At 59.2% G+C, this 17,104-nt stretch carries 15 protein-coding genes and 1 other RNA gene; 10 read left to right on the top strand and 6 right to left on the bottom strand.

Annotated elements, in window-relative coordinates:
- Positions 1-88: 88 nt before the first annotated feature.
- Positions 89-183: signal recognition particle sRNA small type (gene ffs, locus IPK32_04580), an RNA gene on the bottom strand.
- A gap of 176 nt (positions 184-359) precedes the next feature.
- Here ffs and IPK32_04585 point away from each other — a divergent pair.
- From IPK32_04585 to IPK32_04600, 4 genes are read left to right on the top strand one after another with little or no spacing between them, the layout of a single operon-like run.
- A complete protein-coding gene (locus IPK32_04585) occupies positions 360-1,487 on the top strand; it encodes a hypothetical protein (GenBank protein MBK8091272.1) in 1,128 nt (375 codons plus the stop codon).
- Positions 1,488-1,540: 53 nt separating this feature from the next.
- Positions 1,541-2,332, top strand: a complete 792-nt coding sequence (locus IPK32_04590) for a hypothetical protein (GenBank protein MBK8091273.1) — start codon at positions 1,541-1,543, stop codon at positions 2,330-2,332.
- Positions 2,333-2,372: 40 nt separating this feature from the next.
- Complete coding sequence (locus tag IPK32_04595) at positions 2,373-2,561, top strand: hypothetical protein (protein ID MBK8091274.1); 189 nt, start codon at positions 2,373-2,375, stop codon at positions 2,559-2,561.
- Positions 2,562-2,612: 51 nt separating this feature from the next.
- Complete coding sequence (locus tag IPK32_04600; GenBank protein MBK8091275.1) at positions 2,613-4,532, top strand: MBL fold metallo-hydrolase; 1,920 nt, start codon at positions 2,613-2,615, stop codon at positions 4,530-4,532.
- Between the two features lie 106 nt (positions 4,533-4,638).
- On the opposite strand, the gene IPK32_04605 is transcribed toward IPK32_04600, so the two are convergent.
- Positions 4,639-5,016, bottom strand: a complete 378-nt coding sequence (locus tag IPK32_04605) for a rhodanese-like domain-containing protein (protein ID MBK8091276.1) — start codon at positions 5,014-5,016, stop codon at positions 4,639-4,641.
- A 279-nt stretch (positions 5,017-5,295) separates the two neighbouring features.
- Between IPK32_04605 and sufT the strand changes: the two genes are divergently transcribed.
- Together sufT and IPK32_04615 are read left to right on the top strand one after the other, a co-directional pair.
- On the top strand, positions 5,296-5,853 hold the full coding sequence (gene sufT / locus IPK32_04610) for a putative Fe-S cluster assembly protein SufT (protein ID MBK8091277.1): 558 nt from the start codon (positions 5,296-5,298) through the stop codon (positions 5,851-5,853).
- Positions 5,854-5,895: 42 nt separating this feature from the next.
- On the top strand, positions 5,896-7,869 hold the full coding sequence (locus IPK32_04615; protein ID MBK8091278.1) for a bifunctional aldolase/short-chain dehydrogenase: 1,974 nt from the start codon (positions 5,896-5,898) through the stop codon (positions 7,867-7,869).
- Positions 7,870-8,387: 518 nt separating this feature from the next.
- Here IPK32_04615 and IPK32_04620 read toward each other — a convergent pair.
- The gene (locus IPK32_04620; GenBank protein MBK8091279.1) at positions 8,388-8,744 is read right to left on the bottom strand and encodes a helix-turn-helix transcriptional regulator; all 357 of its coding nucleotides are present in this window, start codon (positions 8,742-8,744) and stop codon (positions 8,388-8,390) included.
- Between the two features lie 113 nt (positions 8,745-8,857).
- Here IPK32_04620 and IPK32_04625 point away from each other — a divergent pair, with 113 nt between their 5' ends.
- The 4 genes from IPK32_04625 to IPK32_04640 all read left to right on the top strand — a co-directional run bounded on the left by IPK32_04625 (position 8,858) and on the right by IPK32_04640 (position 13,578).
- On the top strand, positions 8,858-9,016 hold the full coding sequence (locus IPK32_04625; protein MBK8091280.1) for a hypothetical protein: 159 nt from the start codon (positions 8,858-8,860) through the stop codon (positions 9,014-9,016).
- Positions 9,013-9,222 carry a DUF2892 domain-containing protein gene (locus tag IPK32_04630; GenBank protein MBK8091281.1) on the top strand — a complete coding sequence of 70 codons (210 nt, stop codon included), beginning with the start codon at positions 9,013-9,015 and terminating at the stop codon, positions 9,220-9,222. The genes IPK32_04625 and IPK32_04630 overlap by 4 nt, the downstream gene beginning before the upstream one ends.
- 84 nt (positions 9,223-9,306) lie before the next feature.
- A complete protein-coding gene (locus IPK32_04635) occupies positions 9,307-10,308 on the top strand; it encodes an efflux RND transporter periplasmic adaptor subunit (protein MBK8091282.1) in 1,002 nt (333 codons plus the stop codon).
- Entirely contained in the window at positions 10,309-13,578 is a 3,270-nt protein-coding gene (locus tag IPK32_04640; GenBank protein ID MBK8091283.1) for an efflux RND transporter permease subunit, read from the top strand. It begins immediately after the preceding gene.
- Positions 13,579-13,631: 53 nt separating this feature from the next.
- On the opposite strand, the gene IPK32_04645 is transcribed toward IPK32_04640, so the two are convergent.
- The 3 genes from IPK32_04645 to IPK32_04655 all read right to left on the bottom strand — a co-directional run bounded on the left by IPK32_04645 (position 13,632) and on the right by IPK32_04655 (position 17,099).
- Positions 13,632-14,480, bottom strand: a complete 849-nt coding sequence (locus IPK32_04645; protein MBK8091284.1) for a serine/threonine-protein phosphatase — start codon at positions 14,478-14,480, stop codon at positions 13,632-13,634.
- Positions 14,477-15,598, bottom strand: a complete 1,122-nt coding sequence (locus tag IPK32_04650) for a galactose mutarotase (GenBank protein MBK8091285.1) — start codon at positions 15,596-15,598, stop codon at positions 14,477-14,479. The genes IPK32_04645 and IPK32_04650 overlap by 4 nt, the downstream gene beginning before the upstream one ends.
- Before the next feature lie 106 nt (positions 15,599-15,704).
- Positions 15,705-17,099 carry a DUF1501 domain-containing protein gene (locus IPK32_04655; GenBank protein ID MBK8091286.1) on the bottom strand — a complete coding sequence of 465 codons (1,395 nt, stop codon included), beginning with the start codon at positions 17,097-17,099 and terminating at the stop codon, positions 15,705-15,707.
- Positions 17,100-17,104 lie beyond the last annotated feature (5 nt).

The following is a 17,104-nucleotide window of genomic DNA, read 5'->3' on the forward strand; positions in this document are numbered from 1 at the left end:
AGGGAGCCCTTTAAACGGGCCAGCACCATGGTCATTGCGACAAACCAGCCCCCATCGCAGGAAAAAAGCCCGCTACAGGCTCGATGCGAAATACCAGGGGGCCGCGGCATGAGCAGGCATGCTGCCGTTGCTTCCTTCCGGACCTGGCGGGGTTCGCGAGCCTGAACATCCACGGCCCTGGCAGCGCCTTCCCTAGGCGGCTTCTGCCCCGGCACAAGCACGATTCCGGCGGATTCGCCCTGCCTTCATGGCTTTGAAGTGTGAATAACTCGGTCTTCTGAAAAAATTGCTGTTGTCGAAAGCAGCCCTTTCCGATAAAAGATGATTTAACCCCCTCACCACTCACTCTCGAAACACACATGGCCTGGAAAATTCTGTCTGCTCTCGCCGCCGTTTGCCTTGCTGGCGCTTCCTTTTTCGCCTGGAAGAACCAGGAGCGTTTCAAAGCGGAAAAAGAACGTCTCTCTTATACAGAGTCGAACAAAGCCCGCGTGATCGAGCACAAAGCCAAAGCTGAGGAAGCAAAAACCAAGATACCTCAAGCTGTCGCAGACACCTCCAAGGAGCTCGAAACCACCAAGGCCCAAGTCGTCGATGCCGCTGCCAAAGCACAGGAGAAAGAGCAAGAACTCGCCGCTGTGAAAACCCAGCTCGAAGGCATTTCTAAAGTCGTCGCCGAACTGGACGCCAAGATCAAAGAAGCGGGCGACATCCCTGCCCTGCTAGCCCAGGTCAAAGACATGGAAGCCAAGAAAAAGGAGGCTGAAGGCAAGCTGGCCAACGAAACGCAGCGCCTCGCCAATGCACAAGAGATCGTCAAGAACCTGCAAGCCGCCACCAAAGCCGCCGAAGAGCGTGAAGCACGCGGTCGCAAAGGCATCGTGGAACCTGATTTCACCGCCAACGTCCAGCAGCCCTTCAATGAGTGGGGCTTTGTCGTTCTCAATAAAGGCAATGGCGGCGGCGTATTCGCCAACTCCAACCTGGAAGTGAAACGCGGTAAAGAAGTCATCGCCAAGCTCAAAGTGCGCAACGTGGAGCAAAACTCCGCCGTCGCCGACATCGTCCCCGGCACCTTCGCAGAAGGCACCCGCATTCACTACGGTGACCTCGTCGTCGCCTCTGCGGAGCCAGCCCCAGCTGCTGCCAAACCCGCCGCTCCAGGTGCTCCCGCAGCCCCAGGCGCACCTGCTGCTCCTGGCGCTCCAGCTCCCGCCCCTGGTGCACCTGCCGCCCCATCGGATCCATTTGCCGCAGGTGGCGGCATGGCCCCCGCTGCTCCGGCAGCTCCTGCCTCCGATCCCTTTGGTGCAGCTCCCGCCCCCGCAGCACCCGCTGGCGGCATGGCCCCTGCAGCGGACCCATTCGGTGCCGCTCCAGCAGCTCCTGCACCTGGCGCAGCACCCGCTGCACCTCCTGCTGGCGGTACTCCTGCCGCTCCCAGCACGGCAGACCCCTTTGGCGCAGCTCCTCCTGCGGCTAAATAATTCATCCCCCCGCGTCGCTACCTCTTTCGCAATCCCGTTTCCACGCCTCTCTCATGATCAAGGTCATTTTCATCCTCTCCATCATCGTCACCGGTGTCGCAGGCTTCTTCGCCTACAACAATGGCCGCGCCTTTGCTAACGTGCGCAATCAGGTCGCTGCCCTCAATGCCGAAATCCTCCGCGAAAAAGCTGCTGACGATGCACTTATCGCAGAAGGCAATAAACTGAGCAACCAAGTCAACACCCTCAAAGGCGAAGTCGAAGTCGAGGCAGAGCGTCTCAAGGCCAACAAAAACAAGCTCACACTCGCCGAAAGCGACCTGAAGACCGTCCAGGCCGACCTGGAAGATAAGACCAAGAAGAAAATAGATCTCGAAACCAAACTCGGCGGACTCCCCCAAGGTGTGAAGCCCGAAACGCTGGCTGAAGACATCAACCGCATGAAAAAGGAGCTGGCCGACTTTGAAGCCCAAGCCACCATGAAGGCCGAGGAAGTGAAGAAAGAAGACGCCAAGGTCGCCGAAGAAAACAAACGCCTCGCTGACGTGAATCAGAAGATCGCAGATCGCCAAAAGCTCTTTGAGCGTAACTCCCTCACTGCCCGTGTCGTCGCCGTGAACCCAGATTGGGGCTTCGTCGTCATCAATGCTGGTAAGAACGATGGCCTCAATGAGGCAACCAAACTCCTCGTCACCCGTGGCAAGCAGACCGTCGGCAAAGTTAGCGTCCTCTCCGTCCAGAATGGCACCGCAGTCGCAGGCATCGTCAATGACGCCATCGTCGGTGGCTCCCAGATCTCCCCTGGAGACCGTGTGATCCTCGAAAACCTCTCCCTCGGTCAGTAATTCTTTCTCGTCTGCTCACGTTTGAGTTTCCGTTATGAACTTGAAGCTCCACTCTTTGCTCCTCGCCCTCGTTGCGGCCTCTAGCCTCTCGTCTTGTGCCTCCGACGAGCCCAAACGCAAAAAAGTCGTAGGCCCCTCTGACGATGGCCTCAGCAAGCTCGCCTGGAATCGCCCCCGCTCATGGGAGGGCAACGCACGCTACGGCAATATGATGCCCGTCAGCCGCTGAAGAGAACGCCTCATCAGCAAAAAGCATGTCTAAAGCGGGCGTATATCCAGTATGCTGCGCTTTCTTTTCCTCTCACTCGTAGGTCTTGCTGGATTCACAACAGCTCATGCGGCCGCTGAAGAGCTGGTGCCGGGCATCTGGGTCTTTCCGAGCACCTGCAATACTTACCTGCTGCGGGATGGAGATGCGGCCTTGGTCATCGATCCGGGTGATGCGGCTTTTTTGGAGCAATTGCCCAAGCTGGGCATTCGCAAAATCGAGCAAATCTTGCTCACTGGCCACCACCGGGAGCTGCTCCAGGGCATCCACCGCATCGACCCCAATGTGCCTGTTGCCGCGCCGAAGGAGGAGCAGGCCTTTTTGGAAAACCCGACCGATTTCCGCAAATGGCGACCCAAAAACGGCGACAAATTCACCGTCCACGGCTCCAGCTACCTGCGCCCGCCTGCTCGCCCCGTCCAAGTCCAGCGTTGGCTGGCTAATGGCGATGTCATCGACTGGCATGGCCGGTCCATCCGCTGCATCAGCACACCGGGGCACTCCCCTGGCGGCATGAGCTTTGCCCTGGGCGATCAGCTCTTCCTCGGCGGCCTCATGCACGATGGCTCACGCATGACGAACTGGTTCGACACCGAGTGGGACTACGGTTTTGCTAAGGGACTCGATGCGCTGATTTCCTCCGTGGCCAAACTCACCGCTCTGAAGCCCGTGACCGCCTTCTCAGCGCAAGGACCACTCATCCGCGATGCCACGCGGCAGCTTCAGACCTACCACGATCGCCTCACTGCCTTCCGCCCCGACTACATCCGTGGCTACCCAGTTGAGACACTCGGCAAACGCGGCCCACACCCCGCTACCAAGCCCACAGCGGCGCAATACATCGTCCAGGTCACACCGCATCTCTACATGTTCGGCCCGGAGATGGCGGGGAAGAACTTCGCCATCCTCATCGCCGATAGCGGCCACGCCTTGCTGCTCGACTGCGGCCTTTTCCCACGACTCGTGCTGGAGCAAATCCTCCGCGACATGAAAAAACACCTCGGGCTCAAAAAAATCGACGCCTGCTGGATCAGCCACTCCCACGGCGACCACTTTACCCTGGCCGATGTGCTCAAAGAACACGGCGTGAAACTCTGGACCATGGACAGCATCGTGGACAAATGCCAGAACCCACGCGCCTACGACTTCCCCGCCATGATCACCAACTATGGCGTGCCCTTTGAAAGCGCCAAAATCGACCGCGTGCTCAAAGCAGGCGATGTCTTCGACTGGGAAGGCTACAAGCTGCACATCGACTGGATGCCCGGCCAGACCGAGTACGGCAATGCGCTGTGGCTGGAGCTCGATGGCAAAAAAGTCGTCTTTACCGGCGACAACCTCTTTGGCGACCCCGCCGATCCCGCACAAAACGGCCACGAATGCGTCGTCGCCCGCAACAGCGCCATCACCGAGGAAGGCTACCTCCACGCCGCGAACTACCTGAAGCAGCTCCAGCCCGACATCATCATGGGAGCCCACGGCGTGCTCATGACCGAGCCCGCCGCCTTCATCGACCGCTACCACGCCTGGGCCCTGCGCATCATCGCCCAATACAAACAGCTCCTCCCAGATAGCAGCTACGAATACGGTTACGATCCCTACTGGGTCAGCGCCTATCCCTACCGTGTCGATCTCACTCAAAGCGACACCCAGACCGTGCAGATCACCATCCGCAACTTCCGCGACCGACCGCAAACGCACCGCATCCAGCTCGCCATGCCCGCGGGCATCCCCGCCGAGCCCCCAGTGCTAAAAGGCACCATCCCCGCAAAAAGCCGCCAATCTTTCCCAGTGACCCTCCACGTCAAAAATCGTGAAAAACAGCCCGCCGGTGTCCAAATCGTGCCCTTTGACATCACTCTTGATCGCCAACACCACGGCCAGCTCTTCGACTTTTTGCTGATGACCAAGCCTGAGCCAGCAAAGCGCTGATCCAGTTTGCTTCAGGCCACAGACGCGGACCACGCACCAAAGAAAACGGACGCCTGGGTCACAGGCGTCCGTGTGGGAATCAGAGGTAGTGAAAACGAGCGGAGAATTACTTCTCAGTGGCTTCACCGGCCTGCAGCCAGCCAGAGATACCAGCGGAAAGGTGCTTCACGTTCGTGTAGCCAAGTTCGGAGGCCTTGTTGGCAGCGGCTTTGTAGGCGCTGCAGGAAGGACCACCGCAATAGGCGACGACCAGGGCACCCTTGTCAGAGGGGAGCTTGGAGGCGAGGTTGTCCTTTTCGGTGGCGAAGTTGATCGCTCCGGGGACGTGGCCACGGGTGTAGGAGGCAGCGCCGTTCACGTCGATGACGGTCACCTTCTTGTCGGCGATAGCCTGCTTCAGATCAGCGATGCTGATGTCTGGAAATTCAGCGGCCATCACGGAGCTGGCGAACATGGCGAGGACGAGGGCAAGGAGTTTCTTCATAGTGTTGTCGATCAGATTGGGTTGGATGTTATGGTTGTGGTGCCCGGTAGGTGCTGCCGGGCGGCAGGGGCTTCGTTCACCGAAGCAAATTCGTGAGTGTGCAGAGATCGTGCAAAGGATTTAACGTCACTCAGACGCTTCAGTTTGGAAAATATTCCTTACATGGCCAAATTTTTCTCAAGCTGTAGCTCTCACCGCCATTCCGCCACTTTTTAGAGGCAAACCCCTCATTCCGCGATAACAGAACCGCCCCCCTCTCGAAAAACCACCTTTTTGCCCATGCACTCCTCCCTTGAACTGAAACGCGAAGTCGATGCCATCCAGATCCCCAGCGGGGACAGCATCAAACTCCCGCTCGGGATGAAGGTCATCATCACCCAGTCCCTCGGTGGCACCTACACCGTCGCCACCGACTTTGGCCTCGCTCGCATCCAGGCACAGGACGCTGATGCGCTCGGCATGGACCCAGCCGCAGATAAGAAAGCTGAGGCCAGCACCTCCTCGAACGTCCCCACCGACGTCAGCGACCTCGAAGGCCAGGTCTGGAACCAACTCAAAAACGTCTATGACCCGGAAATCCCGGTCAATATCGTCGATCTCGGCCTCGTGTATGACTGCAAGGTCGAAGCCGATGCCGAAGGCAAAAACAAGGCCATCGTCAAAATGACCCTCACGGCCCCCGGCTGCGGCATGGGCCCCACCATCGCCGCCGATGCCCAGAGCCGCATCATGACCATCGAGGAGATGGACGACGCCGCCGTCGAACTCTGCTGGGACCCGCCTTGGAACAAAGACATGATCTCCATCGAGGGCAAAATGAAGCTCGGAATGATCTAATCAGGCAAAATCTAAAATCAGAAATCTAAAATCTAAAATTCGATGCAGTCCCTCTGGAACGACCAAGAAGCCGCCACATTCGGAACCGACCTCCTCGGCCAACGCGTTTACACCAGCCGCCTCCTCGGCAAAAACCCCGCCCTCGTGCTCCACGGCGGCGGCAACACCTCCGTCAAAATCACCGAGAAGGACTACTTCGGCGACAGCGTGGATATTTGCTACGTCAAAGGCTCCGGCTGGGATCTGGCGACCATCGAGCGAGAAGGCTTCGCACCTGTGCGCATGGCCGCGCTGCTGAAGATGGCCAAACTGCCCACCATGACCGATGAGGACATGGTCCTGCAGCAACGCGCCGCGATGACCAACCCCAATGCCCCCGCCGCCAGCATTGAGGCCATTTTGCACGCCATTCTGCCCTTCAAGTTCGTCGATCATAGCCACGCCAACGCCATCTCCGCCCTCACCTGCGCCACCGACGGCGAAAAACGCACTCAGGAGCTTTTTGGCAAAAAAGTGCTCGTTTTGCCCTATGTGATGCCTGGCTTCGTTTTGGCCAAACAGGTCTTCGAGGTGCTCCAGAAGACCGATCTGCGCAAAGAAGGCATCGAAGGCATCGTCCTCCTCAAACACGGCCTCTTCACCTTCGCCGACGACGCCAAAGCCAGCTACGAAAAGCACATCGAACTCGTCACCAAGGCTGAAGCCTACCTCGCCTCAAAATCCGCCAATCCAGTCACTCCGGTCAACGAAGTCAAAACCGACCTCCTCGCCCTCTCCAAGCTCCGCCAGCTTGTCTCCAAGACCCGCGGCTTCCCCCAAATCGCCCGCCTCAGCACCAGCGAGGCCGCTTTGACCTACTCAAGCCTGCCGAACATCGCCGATTGCGGCGCTCGCGGCCCCTTGACGCCCGATCACAGCATCCGCACGAAGCGCATCCCCGCCGTGCTCGGTGACGACCACGCCGCCAGCATCCAAACCTTCGCCGCGAACTACGAAAGCTACTTCAAAGCCCACGCAACGAATCAGACCATGCTCGACGCCGCCCCGCGCTTCGCCGTGTGGCCCGGAAATGGCATCGTGAGCTTTGGCGATACCTTGAAGGACGCCAAAATCGTCGCCGACATCGCCGAAAGCACCGCCGCCACCGTCGCCCTCGGCGAGCGCACCGGCGGCTGGGCACCGCTCAGCGAAAAAGACATCTTCGACATCGAATACTGGGACCTCGAACAGGCCAAACTCCGCAAAGGCCCCGCCCGCAAAGTGCATCAGGGCAAGGTCGCCCTCGTCACCGGCTGCGCCGCCGGCATCGGCTTCGCCATCGCTGAATCCTTGGCCGAGCAAGGTGCCCAAGTCGTCGGTCTCGACATCGACAAAGAAATCCCGCAGATCATGGCCAAGATCGGTGCCATCGGCATCGTCGTGAACCTCACCGAGGACCAGCCCGTGCAGGACGCCATCGACTTCACCGTCCGCGAGTTCGGCGGCATCGACATCGTCGTCAGCAACGCCGGCATCTTCCCCAAAAACGACGCCCTCGACGTCATGGCGCAGACCGATTGGGACCGCACGATCATGATCAACCTCACCAGCCATCAAAAGCTCATGAATAAGGTCATCCCCTTCGTGAAGCACAGCCCCGATGGCAGCATCATCTTCGTCGGCAGCCGCAACTTCAAAGCCCCCGGCCCCGGCGCCAGCGCCTACTCCTGCTCCAAGGCAGCCCTCACGCAGCTCTGCCGTGTCGCCGCCCTCGAGCTCGCCCCGTGGAAGATCCGCGTCAACATCGTCCACCCCGACGCCGTCTTCGACACCAAACTCTGGACCCCCGAAACCCTCGCCAAAAGCGCCGCCCGCTACAACATGACCATCGAGGAATACAAGACCAAAAACCTCATGAAAGTCGAGATCCGCTCCAAAGACATCGGCAACATGGTCGCCGCCATGGCCAGCCCGCTGTTCGCCAAAGTCACTGGTGCGCAGATTCCGGTGGATGGAGGTAATGACCGGGTGATTTAAAGTGGGTGAAAGAAAGAATGAACGTGCCCAACATGTCCCTTTTGAAGTGTTTCACCGAGGAAACAGCAGATGCTTAGTCTGCTGTAGAAGTAAGTTGTTGCCTTTCGGTAAAATAACCCAACTTAAACCAGCATGAGTGCACAGCATCATGCCACATCTTATCCCTCCAACCAGCGCAGCACATTCCAACTCGCTCGTGATTGGTCCAAGCTTCGTATCGGGCAGGTAGCTGCGGGGATGTTTTTCGTTCTATGCTTCCTTCCTGCATCCACATGGTTTTCCAAGAGCCTATGCCTGTTCCTTTGCGTCCTATTTCACGGTGAAAAGACGCCCGCTCAATGGTTGGTAAAAGCGTTCGGCGGACTTTGGAAAAGGCAATGACACCATCGCGCCAGCGTCGTGGAGTGCGGTGGCAAGCCTTGGCGCGACACCGCTGTCGCCAGCCGGACGGCATTCTCCGGCCTCATCGCCTTGTTCCCCTGCTCGACAGCTGCGGCGCGGATGCAAAGCACGCAGACCTACGCACCGCCCAGCTTCTTCACTTGGTTGGCGAGGCGTTTCATGAGGTTGCTGCATACGTTATCGCAGAGTTCCGTGATGCTCGGATCAGCGATGAAGCAGATCACGGTCAGGCCTTCTTTACGACGACCGACCATTCCAGCATCGACGAGGGACTGCACATGGCGTGAAACGTTCGCCTGGGTGAGTCCTGTGGCCTCGACGAGTTCGGTGATGTTTTGTTCACCGGCCGCTTCTAGGGCACGTAGGATTTTAAGCCGACTGGGTTCTGCAAGGGTGCGGAACCAAGAGGCAATGAGTGCCAATGCTTCATCCGTGACTTGGGGGAGCGGTTTCTTGGTGCGGGCAGTGGGCATAATCTAAAAAAGGGTTTGCGGAGTCAATCTATATGCGTATTGGCTCATATAGTTAATTATAAGAACAACATGAAACCCAGTTCGTCCACCAAAACCTTGTCGAGCTATCTCCCATGAGCACCAGCCGCTTTTTCATCCTCATCTCCGCACTGGCAGCATTGATCGCAGGCCTACAGATGAGCCGCCAGGGCTGCCCTGCCTGTGCAGTGCTGCCAAAATACCCGGAAGCCGCTCACACCAGCACATCGAACTCCACCACCCCAAATCCATGAAACTCGAAAATGCCATCCGTGCCCTCGCTGGCACCATGATCCTCGCTAGCCTAGCCCTCGCTCATTATGTGAATCCGAACTGGATCTGGCTGACCGTTTTTGTCGGCGCAAATCTGCTGCAATCTGCCTTCACCGGCTTTTGCCCAGCTGAGAATGTGCTGAGGAAACTCGGTGTCGGAAAAGGTGGGACTTCATGCTGTGGCTGACCCACACAAAACTCTGGCTAGCCACCTTGCTGTCGCGGCCTGTCGCCGCGCCCTCAGTCTTCTCATGATCCCATCCTCATCGAAATGAATCGCCTTTTACTCCCACTCCTGCTTCTGACTGCCTGTGGCAAACACGATGCGCCGCACAACGCTGCTGCCTCATTGCCGAGTGCGACGGTTCAGACACAACAGGCTGCATGGCTCCCACACACTGCCACGGAGGAAGTCGTCGGCACGGTGCGCTCAAAGCTACGCGCCGCTGTCGAGGCGAAAGTCAGTGGTCGCGTGCTTGAATACTCCGCAACGCCGGGCACTTTGGTGAAAACGGGCGATTTGCTCGCTCGGCTCGATGTGCAGGAGATTCAGGCGAAGGTCGATCAAGCCCGCGCGATGCTCGAACAGGCAAAACGCGAGTTTGATCGCCAAAAGTCGCTCATGACCAACAATGCGACCACGCGGCAGGAATTCGATGCAGCAGAGACTCGCGTGAAAATCGGCAACGGAGCTGTCAGCGAGGCCGAAACGATGATGAGCTACGCCAAAGTCACGGCACCTTTCGATGGCGTGATCACGCGAAAACTCGCCGATGTGGGTGATCTGGCCATGCCGGGCAAGCCACTGCTCGAAATCGAAGCGCCGACGGCGCTACGCTTTGAGGCGGATCTCCCCGAAGCGATCCTCGACCGTGTGAAGCTGGGTGCGAAGATGTCCGTGCGTCTCGCAAAGGTCGTGGAAGGCACGGTGAGCGAAATTTCGCCTGTAGCCGATCCTGTGAGCCGCACTTTCAGTGTGAAGCTCGATCTGCCGCAGTCCGATGGCCTGCGCACGGGCCAGTTTGGCCGTGTTTCAGTGCCCGTGGCAGAGGTGAAGCTGCTCCTCGTGCCACAAAGCGCCGTTTTGAAGCGTGGGCAGATGGAACTCATCTTTGTAGCCAAGGACGGCAAAGCCGCGCTGCGGCTCGTGAAGACGGGTAAAGTGCTGGAAGGTCGCGTGGAGGTGCTCTCCGGCCTGGAAGAAGGTGAACAGGTCATCGTGAGCGACACCTCAAAGCTCATCGACGGCCAACCCGTGACGATCCAGCCATGAGTGAGCCTTCAAGCAACCAGCTTGCCTCTCGGCATCGCAGGCCGAATCGCGGCGGCATTCATTGATTCCAAGCTGACGCCGCTTGTCGTCATCGCATCCGTCTTGCTCGGTGCGGCGGCGATCGTGCTGCTGCCGCGTGAAGAAGAGCCGCAGATCAAGGTGCCGATGGTCGATGTCATGGTCGCCATGCCTGGCTCCACCGCCAAGGAGATCGAGGAACGAGCTACGCGACCGATGGAAAAACTGCTGTGGGAGCTACCAGGAGTGGAATACATCTACAGCACCTCACGCGACAGCGAGAGCCTCGTCATCGTGCGCTTCAAAGTGGGCGAGGACCCCGAGCGCAGTCTGGTGAAGCTCACGGAAAAGCTGCGCTCAAACTTTGACCGCATGCCAATGGGCGTCTCCATGCCCATCGTGAAGCCCAAGAGCATCGACGATGTGCCCATCCTAGCGCTGACCTTTCACAGTGCTCGCTACGACCACCTCACGCTGCGCCGCTTGGCCGCGCAGGTGGATGAATCCATCAAACAAGTGCCGCTGGTGGCCGAGACGACGCTGCTCGGTGGCTCACGCCGCGCCGTGCGTGTGATGCTCGATCCCGTGAAGCTCGCTAGCCGCAATCTCAGCCCCGCAGGCCTGGTGCCGATGCTTCAGCAGGCGAATCGACAATTCCGCGCTGGTGGCCTCACCACTGGCAACAACGAAGTGCTGGTGGAAACCGGCGCATTCCTCAAAACAGCCGAGGAGGTGGGCAATGTGGTCATCGGCGTCTTTAGCGGTCGCCCTGTGTATTTGCGAGAGGTCGCGGACATCGTCGATGGAGGTGAAGAACCCGCGCAATACGTCTTCCACGGCTCCAAGACGAGTGAAGAGCCTGCGGTGACTCTCAGCATCGCGAAGCGCCCCGGCGCGAATGCCATCAGTGTGGCGGATGAGGTGCTGCACAAAGTCAAACTGCTCAAAGGAAGCACCATTCCCGCCGATGTCAGCGTCAGCATCACGCGCAACTACGGCGAGACGGCGGCGGAGAAGTCCAACGAGCTGCTGCTGCACATGGGCATCGCCGTTTTCAGCGTGGCGATCCTGATCTGGCTCACGCTCGGCTGGCGAGAGAGCGGCATCGTCGCTGTGGCTATCCCAGCCACGCTGGCGCTCACTTTGCTCATTTTTTATCTCTACGGCTTCACACTGAATCGCATCACGCTCTTCGCGCTCATCTTCAGCATCGGCATCCTGGTCGATGATGCCATCGTGGTCGTGGAGAACATCGTGCGGCATTTCCACCTACCGCAAAACAAAGGTCGTAACTGGTCTGCCATCGCGGTGGAAGCCGTGGGCGAAGTGGGCAATCCAACGATACTCGCCACCTTCGCCGTGATCGCGGCGGTGCTGCCGATGGCCTTCGTCGACGGACTGATGGGGCCGTATATGCGCCCGATCCCGATCGGAGCCAGTGCGGCGATGTTTTGGTCACTGCTGATCGCCTTCATCGTCACGCCCTGGGCTTCGATTCGCATTCTGCGCTGGGGTAAGAAGTATTCCACGCTCACCGAAGGCACGCCATCGGCGAAAGACCTCGCTCATCATGACGCCAGTGAGCATCCCGAGGATTATTTCACGAAACTCTACCGCCGCATCATGGGGCCACTGCTGCATCACGCGGGCTGGCGCTGGGTTTTCCTCATCGGCATCACGCTTCTGTTACTCGGTAGCATGGCGACTGTCGGACTGGGCTGGGTGAAGGTGAAAATGCTGCCTTTTGACAACAAGAGCGAGTTCCAGGTCATCCTGAACATGCCAGAAGGCTCCTCGCTGGAGCAAACCGCCGCCGTCGCTCGTGAAATGGCCGCAGTGATCCGCACCGAGCCGGAAGTGACCGATTACCAAGTCTATGCCGGTGTCGCCTCGCCCTACAACTTCAACGGCCTCGTGCGTCACTACTTCATGCGCCGTGGTGCGAATGTGGCTGACATCCAGGTGAACCTCGTCGGCAAGCACGAGCGCCGTGCGCAGAGCCATGACATCGCCAAACGCATCCGACCAGCCGTGGCAACCATCGCAGAGCGCTACATGGCCCGAGTCGCCATTGCTGAAGTGCCACCGGGACCGCCTGTGCTGCAAACCCTCGTCGCGGAGATTTACGGCCCTGATGACGACGCGAGGCTGAAGCTCGCAGAGCGAGTCAAAGGCATCTTCAAGTCCACACCGGGTGTGGTCGATGTGGATTGGTATATCGAGGCCGAACAGCAAAAATCCCGCTTCATCATCGACAAAGAAAAAGCCGCTCTGCACGGCATCAGCGCCGCCACGATCTCGCAGACACTCAAAATCGCCGTGGATGGCGAAAACGTCGATCTCTTGCATCAGCCAGAGGAGAAGGAAGACGTGAATATCCGCCTCGAACTGCCCCGCAGCGCCAAAACCACGCCGGAGGAGCTTTTAGCTCTCCGCGTGCGCTCTGGCGATGCCAATGCCCTGCCCGAGCCTGGTGCCAGTGGCTCTCCGCTGGTGCCGCTGCGTGAGCTAGTAAAGGTGGAGCACGTCACAGTCGAAAAAAGCCGCTACCACAAGAATCTCATGCCCGTGACCTACGTCATCGGTGATGTGGCCGGAGTCATCGAAAGCCCCGTGTATGCCATTTTCCAGATGAACGAAGCATTGAAGAAGCTCGATACCCGCGAGTTCGGCGGCAGTGGCGCTGAGTTGAAGATCCTCAATGCCGCCATGCCATTCAGCGATGCGGAACCCGCGATGAAATGGGACGGCGAGTGGCATATCACCATCGAGGTCTTCCGCGATCTCGGAGCAGCCTTCGGGGCCTGTTTGATCCTGATTTATGTGCTGATGGTCGGCTGGTTCCGCAGCTTCATCACGCCAGCGATCGTGATGATCGCCATCCCATTCTCACTGGTGGGTATTTTGCCTGCTCACGGCCTCATGGACGCCTTTTTCACCGCTACGAGCATGATTGGCTTCATGGCTGGCGGCGGCATCGTGGTGCGCAACAGCATCATCCTGGTCTATTTCATTGCGCTGCGAGTGCGTGAAGGCATGCCGCTGAGTGAAGCTGTGATCGACGCTGGAGCCGTGCGCTTCCGCCCCATGCTGCTGACGGCGATGGCTGTCGTCGTGGGAGCGGCCGTGATCCTGGCCGATCCCATCTTCCAAGGCCTCGCCATCGCTTTGATGGCAGGAGAGATCGCCAGCCTACTCATCAGCCGCATGGCGGTGCCGGTGCTCTATTTCATGGCCAATAAACACGCCTAGACCTGAGTTACATGATGCAGCGTCTCTGAGCCGCCGCCTACGGGACGCAGTGCTTACGCGATTTTGACGACGCCGACGGTGGTGTTGTCTTGGCGTTCGTAATTGATGCGACGGATGGCAAAGATGATGGCGTCGGCGATTTTGTCTGCGGTGGTGTGTTTGCCAAAGGTGAGCAGCTCTTCCAGGGCCTTGTGAGAAAGGGTGAAGATGCCATCACTGGCTCCGATGATGATGTCACCTTTCTGGAGGCTCAGAGGATGCGGAGGAGAGTCGATGAGCGCCATCGGCTGACCGAGCAGAGCGGACTGGAGCGTGTGCCGATCTGGGTGCGAGGCGGCTTCCTCATGGCTGATCTCACCGCGCACGGCCCGCTCGTCGATGAGGGGAGCGAGTGAGTGATCTTGATTGAGCCTGGAGAGGACGCCTTCGCGAAAGAGGAAAAGCGGTGAATCCCCCACGCTGACCCATTCCATCCAGTGATGCGTGATGAGCACACCGATCATGGTGGTGCCCATCGGCGGAGCCACGGAGGGCATGCGGTCGGTGATGTAACCGAGGGTGTCATTGGCCGTGTGCAGTGCGTGGAGGAGCTTGGTCGCGGGATGCCCCTCGACTTCATGATAGGCACGCACAAAGGCATTCACACCGATGTAGCTAGCGACACTGCCACCCGCATGGGCACCGAGTCCATCTCCGACGACGAGCATGAGCCGCTCCAGGCTGCGCTCTCCGGGCTCGGTGGCGTCTGCAAAGGCGTAATAGTCCTCCTGATTCTCGCGGCGGCCACGGTATTGTCTGGCGGCAAAATCCTGCTCCTGCACAAAAGCCGCATCCACGATGGGCTCGGCGACAAAAACGGGCGCTGTTTTATTACGTGGTGGCTGATTCGCGTCGGTGATCACTCGGTGCTGAACTGGAAGGTGGTGGTGCTCTGATACACATCGCCCGGATGCAGCACAGTGCTGGGGAAGGCGGGCTGGTTCGGGCTATCGGGGTAATGCTGTGTTTCGAGGCAGAAGCCGTGACGCTTCCCGTAGGTGTGGCCTTGTTTGCCGAGGATGCCTTTGAGGTGATTGCCGGTGTAAAACTGCACTCCAGGCTCCGTGGTGAGCACCGTCATGACGCGGCCACTTTTCGCGTCGCGGGCCTTTGCGGCGAGCCGCAAGCCGGTGCCCCTGGCTAGGATGTAATTGTGATCATAGCCTTTGCCCTGCTTCAGTGCTGAAAAGTCGGAGTCGATGCGCAGACCGATGGGTAGCGGCACATTGAACTCCAATGGAGTGCCCACCACTGTCGCAAAATCACCCGTGGGAATCAGTGCATCATCCGTAGGCGTGTACTCGGTGGCGGCGATCATGATCTCCTGCGCCAGCACATCGCCAGATCCCTCGCCCGCGAGATTGAAGTAACTGTGGTTGGTGAGGTTCACCACGGTGGTCTTGCTGGTGGTGGCGTGGTATTTGATGATCAGCGTATTATCCGCGCTGAGAGCATAGATGACGGAGCAATGGAGGGTGCCAGGGTATCCCTCCTCGCCGTCTGGACTGGTGTACTTCAATTCGACAGCGGGATTGCCCTCGAACTGCATGGGAGATGCCTTCCATACTTTGCGCGAGAAGTTTTCCACGCCGCCGTGGATGTGGTTTTTCCCCGAATTGGGTGTCACACGCACCTCATGGCCAAAGAGCTTGAAGCTGGCACCGCCGATGCGGTTTGCGTAGCGACCCACGGTGATGCCAAAGCCGGGATGCTTCCCCATATAGCCCGCTAGCGAGTCAAAACCCAGCACCACGTCTGCAAAGTGCCCCTGGCGGTCTGGGGCAATCAGGGAGACGAGGATGGCACCGTAATTCGTCACGCGGGCCTCCATGCCTTTGTCATTACGGAGGGTGTAGAGCCGCACCTCTTCTCCCAGGCCTGCGGTGGCACCCCAGGGCTGCGAGCTCACTCCTGCAGCCCCTGCGCCGTGCAGAAGAGCCGACGTGGCGAGAAAGATGGAAAAAAGAGCGGTGCGGAGCATGGCGTCTCGGTGGGTGGTTACAGGGAAGACGTTGGCGGCGGTGCCGCTGCCGTGCAACCGCCAGATTGCTCCCCTTTCGACCACGCGTGACGCCCTATGGGAGCCCTCACGCGAGCACTTCCTTCACCACATGGCCGTGGATATCCGTGAGGCGGAAATCGCGCCCAGCGTGGCGGAAGGTGAGCTTCTCATGATCCAGGCCGAGCTGGTGCAGGATGGTAGCGTGCAGATCATGCATGTGGACTTTGCCATCGACGGCCATGTGGCCGATCTCGTCTGTCTCGCCATAGGAGAGGCCCGGCTTAAAGCCACCACCGGCCATCCACACGGTGAAGCCGAGCGGATTGTGATCGCGGCCCGTGCCATTTTTCTCGGCGTAGGGTGTGCGGCCGAATTCACCGCCCCACCAGACGATGGTGTCCTCCAGCAGGCCGCGCTGCTTCAGGTCATCGAGCAGGCCAGCGATGGGTTTATCGACGGCGGCGGCGTGGTCGCCGTGCTTCGGTAGATTGCTGTGCTGGTCCCAGGCGGGATTGTTCGAGTTATCGCCATAATTGACCTGGATGTAGCGCACGCCCTGCTCGGCGAGGCGGCGGGCCATGAGGCACTGACGGCCAAAGTTTTCCGTCTTGGGATCGTCGATGCCGTAGAGCTTCTGCGTGGCCTCTGACTCGCCAGCGAGATCGAGCACACCGGGGGCATTCATCTGCATGCGTGCGGCTAGCTCATAGCTGCGGATCACGGCGTCGATGTCGGTGTCACCGGGCATGGCGCGGGCGGCTTGCTGGGCATTGAGCGATTGCAGCAGACTGAACTGCTTCCGCTGCTGCTCCGGCGTCCAGATGCTGTTGGTGATGTTTTTGATGCCGCTTTCCCTCGCTGGCAGGCCACTGCGGCCTACGGGCGTGCCCTGGAAGACAGCGGGGAGAAAGGCGGTGCCGTAGTTCCGCGGTCCACCATTGCCGAGGGAGGGGCTGATGGTGACAAAGCCGGGCAGATTGTCATTTTCTGCACCCAGGCCATACATCACCCACGCACCCATGCTGGGCCGCACATTGCTGGTGGTGCCAGTGTGCAAAAACAGCGTCGCAGGCCCATGGGCCACGCCTTCTGTGTGCATGCCGTGCAGGAAGCACAGGTCGTCGATGTGGCGATTGATGTTCGGAAAGAGATTTGAGGCCCAGTGGCCCGTCTCACCGTGCTGCTGGAAGTCCCACAGCGGTTTCATCACGCGTTGCAGGGCACCTTTGCCCGTCTTGGCCACTGCGCGGGAGTCCATGACTTCGATGATCTTGCCGTCGTCTTTGAGCAGGCGCGGCTTGTAGTCATAGCTGTCCACATGGCTCACACCGCCCTGCATGAAGAGGAAAATCACTCGCTTTGCCCGTGGTGCGTGGTGGGAGCGCTTATTCGCCAGCGGGCTACCTAGCGCAGAAAGCGCCAGCGAGCCAAAGCCGCAGGCGGAGGTCTGCAAAAAGGAACGTCGTGAATGGAGAAGCATGTGCC

Source organism: Verrucomicrobiaceae bacterium, from assembly GCA_016713035.1.
Taxonomy (GTDB): Bacteria; Verrucomicrobiota; Verrucomicrobiia; order Verrucomicrobiales; family Verrucomicrobiaceae; genus Prosthecobacter.